The following is a 12,775-nucleotide window of genomic DNA, read 5'->3' on the forward strand; positions in this document are numbered from 1 at the left end:
ATAAGTTGAAATAACAACACTTGAAAACAAGCCAACTGGAAATGATTGGTATGAAGCACCAAAGAATTTTGACTGGCAAAAAAGTTATTGTTTAACAGAAGGAGAGAAAATTGTTGAAAGGAATAAGGAAGATATTGAGCTGGAATTATTGGAAAATGCGAAGCTTTCTGCACTTCGTTTTTATTTTAATAACTATACTAACGAATACGCTGGAAATTCTCACCAAAAAGCTAAATCGTATCAAATACAAGAAAAAGCCGCAAAAAGCATTCTAGCAGCACCAGAGTCTATAAGTAAAAAGGATACAGAAATTATAGAACCATTAGCAAGAGTCCGTGGTATTACAGTTATTGAAATGGCAAGAATAATTGAAGAAAAAGCAAAAAAAGCAGTAAAAGAAATAATTAAATGTGAAGAGTTGGAAGACATTACCAAGAAGAAAATTGCAGAAGCCAAAAGTGTAGAGAACTTACTAAACGATTTTAAACAAAAGATACAAAGAAATGGCTGAAGAATTTTTACATGGCGTAAATGTTATAGAGGTTACCTCAGGGACAAGATCAGTACGTACAGCTAAATCATCAGTGATAGGTGTAATTGGTACTGCATTCGAAGCTGATGAGCAAAAATTTCCACTGAATAAACCAGTACTGATAGCAGGAAGTTTAAAGGAAGCAGCAAAGCTTGGAAAGAGTGGAAGTTTACCTTCTGCAGTAAATGGAATATTTTCCCAGATTGGTGCAACAGTAGTAGTTATTCGAGTTAAAGAAAGTGAAAACAGCGATCCAAAATTAAAAGAAGAAGAGACGCTGAAAAATATAATTGGCGGTGTTGATAAAGAGACTGGAGAGTATCAAGGGATAGAGGCATTCCTCAGTAGTGAAAGCATAGTTCATATTGCGCCAAGAATACTCATTGCACCTCAGTTTACTCATCAGTTACCTGAAATAGATGGAGTAAATCCAGTAGTGAGTGCTTTAATTTCCATAGCAGAAAAATTAAGAGCAATTATTGTTGCAGATGGACCAAATACTAATGATGAAGAAGCAATAAAATGGAGAAAAAGTGTAGGCAGCTCAAGAGTTTATGTGGTTGACCCATGGATTAAGGTATTTATTGAAGGAAAAGAAGAAATCTTGCCATCGAGTCCATTTGTAGCTGGTTTAATAGCTAAGATAGACAGCGAGCAAGGCTTCTGGCACTCACCTTCAAATAAAGAGATAAATGGTATTGTTGGAACAAGCAGGCCTATTGATTTTACGCTCGGTAATACAAATTGTAGAGCAAACCACTTGAATGAAAATGAAGTAACAACGATAATTCATCAAAATGGCTATAGGCTTTGGGGAAATAGAACATGTTCAAATGACTCAAAATGGGCTTTTCTATCAGTGAGGCGAACTGCAGATTTAATCAATGATAGTCTACTTCGAGCTCATTTATGGGCAGTTGATCGCAATATCACCAAAACTTACATAGATGATGTGATTGAGGGGGTGAATTCTTATTTGGCCAATTTAAAAGCTCAAGGAGCTATTATCAGCGGAAAATGTTATGCAACACCAGAGCTCAATACACCGGCAAACATTGCAAGCGGGAAAGTGTATTTTGACTTTGAGTTTACACCACCATATCCGGCAGAACAGATTACTTTTCGTTCACGGCTGGTGAATAGTGAAATATCGTAAATTTTATTAAGGGAAAAAGGGAAGAAAGATGCTACCAAAGATTTTAAAGAATTTTAATGTGTTCGTAGATGGTCGGGGTTATGCAGGAAAAATAGATGAAATTACGCTGCCAAAGCTTACCATAAAAACTGAAGAATATAGAGCTGGTGGTATGGATATTCCAATAAATATTGACATGGGTATGGAAAAGTTAGAAGCAGACTTTACTTTTTCTGAATACGATACAGAGCTCTTTCGGCTATTTGGGTTGATAAATGGAAATTCAGTAGCTTTGACACTCAGAGGTGGAATGCAAGGGAGTGGTAGTAATGATATTGAAGCTGTAGTAATCAATCTCAGAGGCATATTCAAAGAATTTGATTTTGGTAGCTGGAAACCTGCTGAAAAAGCCACTCTCAAATGCACTGTAGCTGCCCATTATTATAAACTTACGATAGGTGGTAATGAATTAATAGAAATCGATGCTGAAAATATGATTAGAAAGATAAATGGTGTTGATCAGATGGCCTTGCTACAAACGATTCTAGGGATTTAATGGAATAGACAGATGCCTTTTCACTTCTTTATTGAAAAATTACTGATAATACTGTATAATTGTTAATGTTTTTTAGACATTTTTGCTATGGCTTTATCTAAATTTCTTGACCCTAAAAATGATATAGCATTTCGCCGTATCTTTGGTACTGAAAAGAATAAAGACATTCTCATTCACTTCCTCAATGATATCTTGAGCTTTACTGGCAAAAATGCAATACAGGATATAGAGTTTTTAAGTACTATTCAAGACCCTGATATCGCATCTAAAAAGCAAAGTATTGTTGATGTGCTATGTAGAGATTCTACAGGAGTACAATGGATAATTGAGATGCAGGTTGCTAAAACCAAAGGCTTTGAAAAACGTGCCCAATATTACGCTGCTAAAGCCTATTCAAGACAAGCAGATAAAGGTGATCAATACCATAACCTTAAGGAAATTATCTTTATTGCTATAGCAGATTGTATTTTATTTCCTGATAAGTCCGAGTATAAATCAAAGCACACTATTCGCGATGAAGATACTAATGAACATGATCTAAAAGATTTTTATTTTGTATTTATTGAATTGCCTAAATTTTCCAAAACTAAAGAAGATCAGCTTTCAAATATAGTTGAGAAGTGGGTGTATTTTTTTAAGTACGCTGATGAAACAAGTGAAGAAGAATTGGAAAGGATAACAGGAAGTGACGTAATAATCAAAAAAGCGTATGAAGAGCTAAATAGGTTTAACTGGTCAGAAAAGGAGTTTTTAGCATATGAAGGAGAGATAAAGCGTATTCTTGATGAAAAGGCTGTCCTTGCTCAAAAACTTGATGATGCTAAAGAGGAAGGAATCAAAATTGGTGAAGAGAAAGGAAAGATTGAAGGAAAGATTGAAGTTGCAAAAGCGATGCTGACTAATAATGTTGATGTTAACACTATTGTCAAATGTACAGGTCTTTCTGTCGATGAAGTTCAAGAATTAATCCAAGTGGAAAGGAAATAACCCCTACTACAACTTTTATATTAGGTTGCCTCTTCAATCAAACACAAAAACTGTAATAAAAAAAATTAGTTATGTAAAAGCCGATATGGACTTTTATTTAATTAACTTTTTCAGGAGAAGTATGCAAGCTATAACACTTAATAACCCAATAACAGTTGATGGAATTTCTGTCTCAGAACTTACCGTTAGACGTCCAAAAGTTAGAGATTATCTTGTATCTTGAAAAAAGCATCTGGTGTTTTAAGCTTAAGCATTAGGTGGAGAAGGGAATAACTTTGAAGATTATCTTAGATATAAAATCTGTTAGCAAGACAAGAGTTCCCTGCTTATATCTTTATTTGTTACTACCCAAAAGTATTACACTATTTTTCTTAATTGCCTTACCTTCCGAATAAGCTATAAATAAGGTTGATGGTATTAATATCAAAGTACCATATAAAGCACTTTTATCAGGTAATTCATTAAATATAACGTATGTTACTATTGCAGAAATTATTAGCTCTATGTATCTATACGGTGCAAGTGCAGTAGCATCAGTAAGAGCAAAAGCTTTTAACATGAAGAACAGAATTAGGTTTGAACTTATTCCTAAAATCAGCAGTAATATTAATTCTGACAAGGAAGGCATATGCCAATAAAATAACAAAGATGGAGTGGAAAAAATTGTTGTTGTTAGAGCTGAGTAAAATAATATACTTATTATTGTCTCCTTCATTACAAGCTTCTTATTAAGTACATCTAGTATAGCGAAGATTAATGCGGATACAATAAAAATAAGAATTTTAGGATTAAAATCCTCACTATAAGCTTTAGTAGTAATAGCAATACCAATAAAACCAATGACAGCTACTACCCATCTTTGCCAAATTATATTTTCTTCCAGAAAAGGAATTGCAAGAAGCATAACAAATAATGGTATTGAGAAACCTATAATTGTTGCAGTTACTATTGGGCAAATAGTCAACCCATAGGTCCATAAGGTCATTCCACAAAACAACAATGCACCTCTAGTTATTTGAATAGATATTCGACTTGTTTTACAAACTCCTATTCCATAGTAAAATATAAAAGGTATAAGAGTAATAGTGCTAAATAAAAAACGGAAAAAGATTATCTCAAAACTTTGAAGGTGTAAACCGAGACACTTTGATATAGTATCATTAACTACACTACTAAGTAAACTGAGTATAAACCAGGTAACTCCAAGCAAATAAGCTCTTAGTCTGTGATCCATAAAACTCCCAATTTAATATTTTATGAGATAACTTTACTGTACAAAAGATCAATAATAGAAAAGGTTTCTTCTATCTACTGTTTAACCATATTCATAAATATTTAGTAGAAATAATTTGAGAAGTGTTATATAAAATGCAGCTTTATTGCATAATTTTAATAAACAGAAATGCTAACTGATTTTTTTGTAATATATGATAATACTTGCGAATACTATCACATTATCAGGAAAAGTAATCGGGAGTACTGACGGCTGTGGCGATTTTACCAACTAGCTCCTCTGCTAGCATTAGCAATATGTGTTTTCAGCATCAATTTTAAAAGCATTAAATTTGAAGTTTATCAAACAACACGAATTAGCAGCAAAACTTTATGAAAATGCTTCAGTTGAGTCAGCTAAACAAGGATTTAGAATGGTTAATATATTGACTACTTTTACTTATATCTTAAACACAATTCAATTTTCACACTCACCTAACTCATCAACAGTTAGGCCACTTGCTCGCAAAATAACATCAGTAGAAACACCCGCCTTCACTAGATTTTTTGCAACCTTGATCCTTTCTGTTTTTTTAACTTTTTCCTTGCCACTTTTCATATTTTCAGATAGAGATTTGACTAATGATTCTTGTTCTCCGTACTCATCCATTAAACTCAATAGCTTTTTGCTTTCTCTTGTTTTAGGTAGCAGAACTTTAATATTCACTGATAATGCATCTGATATTTCATATAATTTATCAAATGTTATAGCAGTATACCCTCTTTCATAGTCGTGTATTTCCTTGAGTGTTAAACCAACTTTGTTTGCTAAATCTTTCTGAGTATACCTTTTTATCAATCTCCATTCTCTTATTCTTTGCCCTACTCTGTAGTATATAGAATCAGTGCAGACTTCTTTCTCTGTATTATCATACTCGTAAATAGATAAGCCGGTTGCTTGGGAAATTATGTCAACTGAAACTCCTTCTTTAACTAGATTTTTTGCTACTTCTAATCTTGCCTCCTCTTGATTGATTTTCTCGCTAATATGAACAAACCTGACTAATGAAGGTACTATTTTGCCTAACTTTTGATTCTCGTATATTTTCGTTAGATAGAGTATTTCTTCGTCTTCATCTTCATACTCTCTTACTACTACTAGTTCAGGTAGCAGATCTATAGCACTAACCGATAGTTCTTTTGCTATCGTATATAATACTTCAATTGGAATAGCGCTATATCCACTCTCATAGCTGTCCACCTCTTGATATGTTAAACCTATTTTACTTGCTAATTCTATTTGAGTATGCCCTCGCATTAACCTGCTATTTTCTATTTTTTGTCCTATTTCATAGCTTATAGAACTAATATCTCTTACAGAAACAAACATATATACCTTATTTAGAAATAAATTTTCATGCAATTTGATCAGCAGATAAGCCGACTATTTGCAAAATAATATCAATAGAAATTCCCCTTTTTACTAAATTCTTTGCAACTTTGATCCTTTCTGCCTCTCTCACTTTCTCCTCACAAATCCGTATCCCCTCAAACAAAGATTTTATTAGTGCATTACGTAGTTCTTGGCTCTCAATTTCTTTGTATTCTTTAATCAAATCAAGCAGCTCATTTTCCACTTTACTACCTTCATCTTTTTCTATTAGTAGATCTGTAATATTAATCGATAATGCTTCTGCCATTTCATATAATTTATCAAGTGGAACAGCAGTCCTTCCTTGCTCATAGTTGCTTATTTCGTCACGTGTTGTACTCATTTTTTCTGCTAAATCTTTTTGAGTATACTCTCTCACTAGCCTCCATTCTTTTATCTTCTTTCCTATTTGGCAGTAGATAGAACCAACTTTTTCTTCAACACATTCATCAGCAGAGAGACCTATTGTTTTTGCAACGATACCAACAGAAATTCCTTCTTTAACCAAACCCTTTGCAATTTTTACTTTCTCTGCTTTCCTACTACTTTTCTCACTGACTTGGACAAATTTGGTTAGCAAACAAAACATTCTACGTAACTCCTGATCATTAATCTTTTTATATTCTCTTACTAGATCTAATATTTCTTCTCCCTCATCTTCAAGACAGCTTTTTGATACAGGAATAAGATCCGTAATACTGATTGATAGTGCCTCAGCTATAGCATACAACCTTTCAATTGAAATTCTACGGTTCCCTTTCTCATATTGCAGTATTACCCAGTATTTTACACCAATTTTCTCAGCTAAATCTTTCTGAGTATACCCCCTCTCTAACCTCCAACTTTTCACTTTTTCCCCTACTTCATAGTCTAGAATTTTTTCCACGCAAAGAACCATACATATAATATTTTCTATTATAGCTCAATTTTGTTGAGGCTTCAGTAAAAGAAAATTTCTTGAACCTTGAAGTTAATCCGTAAAATGAAGAAAGAAGGCTTGGTTAAAGTCCCCTAAAGGTTTCTTTACTACCTCTACATATCCTATTTACCCATGAAGACAACACTTCATCATTGCTAACTTCTTTTATAGCATACTTTTCACTCCATAAGCCACATCTAGTGAAATTACCTCTCTCTACTGCTTCTTTAAGTTTTACTCCAGCAAAAAGACAATTTTTTCCTATTTCTTTTCCTCTTTGTTGTAATTCAGCCCACATTTCCTTGTTTTCTACTCTGACTTGTACTTGATCATATTTTTTTACATCGTGGTACAATATAATATTTAGCTTACCAATGCTTGTAGGAAATTCTAACATGATAGAGCTGCCATCTGAAATATCGGTATAGTTTCTTATACCTCCCTTCTCACTTTTAACTTCAACTGCATCATTACCAATTTTTAAGATATTACTTCCTAACTTTCTGTTTGCTTCCAGTATTTTGGCTACCTCTACCTTACTATTCCCAGAAAATTCTATATACGATGTTGTATTATCTATCTCAACATCTATTAATTCTCCTTCTTGCACAGCATTTTCGCCAGCTTCCTCTAGCTCTTCTAGTTGCTTATCTATCTGTGGTTGAACTTCTGGTTGTAGCTCGTTATAGATTTCACCTATCAGTTTATTCTGCAGTAGAGTATCATGAAACTCTGCACCGCTTAGCATTAATTTACGTATTAGCTTTTTTCGATCACTTTTTTCTAATCTGTGAAAATGTGTACCTAATACTACATATGCTGCAAAACTCCATTCCCCATCATTACATGCATTTAGCCTTGCTCCAGCAGCTAGTGCTTCGTCTACAGCCTTGTGCAGTTCATTTGGACTTTTTGCTCTTACCACAGTACTCTTAAACCAGCTCAACTTTTCACTTTCACCTCTACTTGGCTTTATTTTTTGCAAGGCAGAGGTAAATGGATTTTTATCTTCTTGATCACTTATAGGTTTTGTGCCATATATATAATCAAGTCCCTTTCCGTAGTTGATTTGAACGTCTCTATTAGGGAAGGGCACTTCTCCAGGTTTTTTAGCCTTATTGGTTTTGCTTACAAAGGTGGACTGCTGGTTAACACGACCAATTCCTATAATAGCATTTAACATCTCACCTTCTGATAATTTATCAAGATCAACGTTTAATTGATAAGTACCTCCTTTCTTATCATCAAAAGGTACAATTATTTTATTACCCATATTATCCTCACTATTAAAAATACTTTTTAAGCGTACAATAAACTTTATACATCTCATTACTCATTATAAATTATAGTGAGTAGATTTGCAAATATTTTCTGCTATAACAATCCGTTTTCTCGAAAGCTGAAATAGCCTCCACTTGTGATGATAATATGGTCAAACAATTTTACGCTTACAGTACTACATGCTGCTGCCAAGCTCTTTGTTACTGCTTGATCTTCTTCTGAAGGTTCTAAGCTTCCTCCAGGATGGTTATGTGACATTATTATTGATGTTGCATTTTTTATTAATGCTTTTCTTGTAATTTCCTTTATTTATACTGGTGCTTTTTCCATTTCACCAATATAGGATTCTTCTCCGATTAATTGGCACCTTTTATTCAAGTACAGTATTTTTACACATTCCCTCTCTGCATGACCTATACTTACGTTCAAGTATTCTACTAGCCCTTGTAAGTCCATGATTGGTTCTCCCTTGAGCTTTTCTCTCAGTACCCTTTCTAGCGTTTCCTTAACACACATAATCATTGCTACTGCAGAATCAGTTACTCCTTCTATAACTTTCAGGTCATCCATTTCTCGACCTAAAATCCTTTCTACTCCTGTATAGCTATTCACCAGATTTTTAGCAATTTCTTGAGCTTGTGGCCTTTCATGTACTGCACTTAGAAATGTTTCCATTATTTCACGATCAAGTAGTGCTTTGCCTTTGCTTTCTAATATTCTGAATTCGATTTCTTCTTTACCTTTATTCATATAATTTACCTTTCACTAACAACAAACTTTTTTTAGATATTTACTGCTGTTTTTTATCAGCATTGGCATAGAGCCATAGCTTTCGAGTGAAGTCAAATCAATTTTTAAATCTTTTTTGCTTATTTTTTCATCAAGAAATTAAGATATTAATAGATGCTGATTTTTTTACTTAAATTTGTTGAATTTCGTCTAAAGAGATGCCTACCGCTTGCAAAATAATATCAATAGAAATTCCTCCTTTCACTAAATCCTTTATCTTTTCTGCTCTTTTCACCTTCTCTTCCCAAATTCGCATGCTTTCAAACAGAGATTTTATTAGTGCATTACTTGGCTTTCAATCTTTTTGTATTCTTCAATTAAATTCGGTAATTCATTTTCTACTATCTCATCTTCTTCTATTAGCAGATCTGTAATACTAATTGATAGTGTTTCTGCTATTCCATATAATTTATCAAGTGGAATAGCAACCCTTCCTTGCTCATAGTTACTTACTTCATCACGTGTTGTAGTCATTTTCTCTGCTAAATCCTTCTGAGTATATTCCCGTCCATTCTTTTATCTTCTTTCCTATTTGGCAGTAAATAGAACCTCCTTTTTCTTCAACGCATTCATCAGCAGAGAGACCAATTGTTTTTGCAGCAATATCAACAGAAACTCCTGCTTTAACCAAACCTTTTGCAATCTTTATTTTCTCTGCTTTTTTACTACTTTTCTCACTAACTTGAATAAATTTGGTCAGTAAAAAAAACATTCTACGTAACTCTTGACCACCAATCCTTTTATATTCTCTTATTAAATTTAGTTCTTCATTTTTAAAGCAGATTTTCTCATTTGATACAGGAATAAGATCCGTAATATTAATTGATAACACCTTTGCTATAGAGTACAACTTTTCAATCGAAATTTTACGTGTTCCTTTTTCATATTGTAGTACTATTTGATACGTTACACCGATTTTTCCCGCTAAATCTTTTTGAGTATAACCCTCTGCTAACCTAAAACTTCTTACCTTCTTTCCTACTTCGTGATCTAAAGAATTAGTATAGCTAACGGTCATTCTTTTTCATAACCTGCCGTTTTAAAAGTTTCAGATAGAAATTTTGCTAGCATATGTTACCTTTGTTGAGAACTAGTATATTAAATGCCTATAATGTGACAAGCTAAGAAGTTCTCACTTTAAATAGGTATCTTTGGAGGCTGCTAAATCATGAATCCATTTGTTGGCATTTTAATATACTTATAGAAGAGTTGATAAAAAGATCTACAAAAGGGCGTCTAAGGTGCATACTAGGGTTATCTATGAAGGTAATTTTTCCCAACTCTTGAAATTTAGCTAACTTTAATAGGCTTTAGTATAAAAACGTTGTATATTTCTTCACAATTGTGTATAATAATTAATGCTTTTTATCTTACTTTCTCATGGCTCTTTCGAAGTTTCTTGATCCCAAAAATGATGTCGCCTTTCGCCGTATCTTTGGTACTGAAAAGAATAAAGATATTCTCATTCACTTCCTCAATGATATTCTGGGTTTTACTGGCAAAAATGCAATACAGGATATAGAGTTTTTAAGTACTATTCAAGACCCTGATATTGCCTCTAAAAAGCAAAGTATTGTTGATGTCCTCTGTAGAGATTCCACGGGGGTGCAATGGATTATTGAAATGCAGGTCGCTAAAACCAAAGGCTTCGAGAAACGTGCCCAATACTATGCTGCTAAAGCCTATTCAAGACAAGCCGATAAAGGTGATCAATACCAGGACCTTAAGGAAATTATCTTTATTGCTATAGCAGATTGTATTTTATTTCCTGATAAGTCTGAGTACAAATCAAAGCATACTATTCGCGATGAAGATACTAATGAACGTGATCTAAAAGATTTTTACTTTATATTTATTGAGTTGCCTAAATTTCCAAAAACAAAAGAAGATCAGCTTTCAAGTATAGTTGAAAAATGGGTCTACTTCTTTAGATATGCAGATGAAACTAGTGAAGAAGAGCTAGAGAGAATAATAGGAAGTGATCTAATAATTAAAAGAGCGTATGAAGAATTAAATAGGTTCAACTGGTCAGAAAAAGAATTTATAGCCTATGAACAAGAGATAAAGCGTATTCGTGATGAACAGGCTGTCCTCGCTCAAAAACTCGATGATGCCACTCAAAAAGGTAGACAAGAAGGTAGACAAGAAGGCATCCAAATCGGCCATGAAAAAGGCAGAAAAGCAGAGAAAATTGAGGTTGCAAAGAATCTACTTAAAGCAGGAGTTTCTATTGACATTATAACTCAAACTACTGGTCTTTCTGTTGATTATATTGAGAAAATTCAAGAAAAGAAGTTTTAGCCATAACGTTTTTTTATTAAACCCTCTATTCTGGTAATTTTAATATTGCAATCCATTCTAATTTCTGTATAATGCCTTTTTTACATGACACTGTTAATACTTAATAGGGGGGATAATGCCAACACAGAAAGAGCTTCGGGCTACGATGTCCAAAAAATTACAGGAAGCTATTAAACATCCAGATCCAGCAGTTGTTGCCGGGAGGAAGTCAGCTATCAAGAGATGGGTGGGAGTCCTTCAAGATAACTTTATGGAGCACATAAAATACTTTAAGGGTGATAAGTTGAAGTTTTTGCACAATGTATTTCAAGATGAAGGTTGCTGGTCAGGTGTAAGGTTGGATAATGCTGCTTTAGGTCAAAGGTTTACTGAAGAAAAAATAGGTGGAATAGATAATCCACTTCGCAAATATGAGATGGCTTGTAGTTACTGTGTAGTGGATAAAATTCATCCTCTCTTTCAAAAAAGATTTGAATCTTATAGGAACAAGTTTCCTCCTGGTGCATTTGATGGTAAAACTGAAACTGAATTTGGCAAATACGTACGAAACTCGTTACTAGATAGCATAAAGAGGAAAGGTCCTGTATTTGATTTCTGGATCGATAGAGAATCTGGGGAATTAAAGAAGTATGATGCAGTAGAAGGTTTTGACAGTGCTGTAAAACTTAAGTGGAGTGAAGGGGTAGAGTATTTTTATAATCATTTAAAAGAAGAAGATAAGGAAAAGAAGCTCACAGAAGCTATTCTTGCTCTTTCTCGCGTTCAATCTGTTGAGAAAGACGCCCCTATTTTAGATTTTTGTGTAAATAAGATAGTCGATAAAGATACTCTTTTACAGAAATTATCACAGAAAGATAAAGGAGTATATTCCCTTTTTGCTGAATTAATAGAGTCATGTTTTTTTGATACGGTTCATGATTTGGTACAGTGCTGGTGTTATAAAGAAGTTTCAGCAAGAGGAGACTGTTCGGACAAAATATTCTCACAGCGAGACTATGAGCTTTTTCTTTCCTCTCTTTCAGATGTGATGTTGAAAAATCCTGAATCAAATGTTCAAGCTAGATCTCTTATTATGGAATTTTGGGAATGTGGTAGCTTGTATCAATACAGAAAAGCTGCTGTTAATACTTCTAATTATACAGTTCCTACAAGTGGTGTATTTGCAGAGTTAATAGTCAATTGGAGACGAGAAGACATTTATAAGACTGATGAAGAAAAAGAAATAGAGAAAAAAGAAATATTAGATATGATGTCATTTGCCAAAGATTGCTTTCCTGAAAAGTTTGAGCTCTTTAAAAAACTAATAATAAGAGACCTTAGATTATGCGGTAGGGAAGGTAAAAGAGTAAATGTAGATTACGGTCTGTTTGCAGAAGAATTATTCTCTGAGTTAGAGAAAACAATTTTACCACCTGGTCCTGTAGGTGATGGTCCTTGCAGTAATTTGCGATCACGATCTAAAGCTCATGGTAGTAAGAAAACAACTTTGCCAGTTGATGATAGTCCGCAGTCTGAGCTTGGAACTCCTAGTGTAAGTGGTGTTTCTTCTTATAAGAAAAAAAGCGTCTTTACGCTTAGTGGTAATAAGTAATCCACTTATGAACTCTTGGTGTTTCTGGTCGTAGTAAATA

At 33.7% G+C, this 12,775-nt stretch carries 10 protein-coding genes and 3 pseudogenes; 7 read left to right on the forward strand and 6 right to left on the reverse strand.

Annotated elements, in window-relative coordinates; genetic code table 11:
• Positions 1–10 precede the first annotated feature (10 nt).
• From OOL01_RS01525 to OOL01_RS01545, 5 genes and pseudogenes are all read left to right on the forward strand, one after another.
• Positions 11–511, forward strand: coding sequence for a hypothetical protein (locus OOL01_RS01525; RefSeq protein WP_264687241.1), 501 nt, complete (start codon positions 11–13; stop codon positions 509–511).
• A complete protein-coding gene (locus OOL01_RS01530; protein WP_264686605.1) occupies positions 504–1,688 on the forward strand; it encodes a phage tail sheath subtilisin-like domain-containing protein in 1,185 nt (394 codons plus the stop codon). Before OOL01_RS01525 ends, OOL01_RS01530 begins: the two co-directional genes overlap by 8 nt.
• Positions 1,689–1,716: 28 nt before the next feature.
• Positions 1,717–2,223 (forward strand): phage major tail tube protein, encoded by a 507-nt coding sequence (locus OOL01_RS01535; protein WP_264686606.1) that lies wholly within the window; start codon positions 1,717–1,719, stop codon positions 2,221–2,223.
• 87 nt (positions 2,224–2,310) lie between these two features.
• A complete protein-coding gene (locus OOL01_RS01540; protein WP_264686950.1) occupies positions 2,311–3,210 on the forward strand; it encodes an Rpn family recombination-promoting nuclease/putative transposase in 900 nt (299 codons plus the stop codon).
• 121 nt (positions 3,211–3,331) lie between these two features.
• Positions 3,332–3,424, forward strand: a pseudogene (locus OOL01_RS01545) (phage tail assembly protein); the annotation flags it as partial.
• Between the two features lie 120 nt (positions 3,425–3,544).
• Here the strand turns inward: OOL01_RS01545 and OOL01_RS01550 are convergent.
• The 6 genes and pseudogenes from OOL01_RS01550 to wmk (OOL01_RS01580) all read right to left on the reverse strand — a co-directional run bounded on the left by OOL01_RS01550 (position 3,545) and on the right by wmk (OOL01_RS01580) (position 9,861).
• Positions 3,545–4,444, reverse strand: a complete 900-nt coding sequence (locus OOL01_RS01550) for a DMT family transporter (RefSeq protein ID WP_264686951.1) — start codon at positions 4,442–4,444, stop codon at positions 3,545–3,547.
• 456 nt (positions 4,445–4,900) lie between these two features.
• Positions 4,901–5,812: a WO male-killing family protein Wmk gene (wmk, locus tag OOL01_RS01555; RefSeq protein WP_264686952.1), complete on the reverse strand. Its 912-nt coding sequence runs from the start codon at positions 5,810–5,812 to the stop codon at positions 4,901–4,903.
• A 25-nt stretch (positions 5,813–5,837) separates the two neighbouring features.
• The gene (wmk, locus tag OOL01_RS01560; RefSeq protein WP_264686953.1) at positions 5,838–6,752 is read right to left on the reverse strand and encodes a WO male-killing family protein Wmk; all 915 of its coding nucleotides are present in this window, start codon (positions 6,750–6,752) and stop codon (positions 5,838–5,840) included.
• A gap of 103 nt (positions 6,753–6,855) precedes the next feature.
• Positions 6,856–8,046: a hypothetical protein gene (locus OOL01_RS01565; protein ID WP_264686954.1), complete on the reverse strand. Its 1,191-nt coding sequence runs from the start codon at positions 8,044–8,046 to the stop codon at positions 6,856–6,858.
• A 101-nt stretch (positions 8,047–8,147) separates the two neighbouring features.
• Positions 8,148–8,804, reverse strand: a pseudogene (locus OOL01_RS01575) (JAB domain-containing protein).
• A 169-nt stretch (positions 8,805–8,973) separates the two neighbouring features.
• Positions 8,974–9,861 (reverse strand): annotated as a pseudogene (gene wmk, locus OOL01_RS01580) (WO male-killing family protein Wmk).
• Between the two features lie 362 nt (positions 9,862–10,223).
• Between wmk (OOL01_RS01580) and OOL01_RS01585 the strand changes: the two are divergent.
• Both OOL01_RS01585 and OOL01_RS01590 read left to right on the forward strand, forming a co-directional pair.
• Positions 10,224–11,144, forward strand: coding sequence for an Rpn family recombination-promoting nuclease/putative transposase (locus OOL01_RS01585; RefSeq protein ID WP_264686955.1), 921 nt, complete (start codon positions 10,224–10,226; stop codon positions 11,142–11,144).
• 115 nt (positions 11,145–11,259) lie between these two features.
• Positions 11,260–12,735 carry a hypothetical protein gene (locus tag OOL01_RS01590; protein ID WP_019236549.1) on the forward strand — a complete coding sequence of 492 codons (1,476 nt, stop codon included), beginning with the start codon at positions 11,260–11,262 and terminating at the stop codon, positions 12,733–12,735.
• Positions 12,736–12,775 lie beyond the last annotated feature (40 nt).

The organism is Wolbachia endosymbiont (group B) of Rhopobota naevana (assembly GCF_947250615.1).
Classification (GTDB): Bacteria; Pseudomonadota; Alphaproteobacteria; order Rickettsiales; family Anaplasmataceae; genus Wolbachia.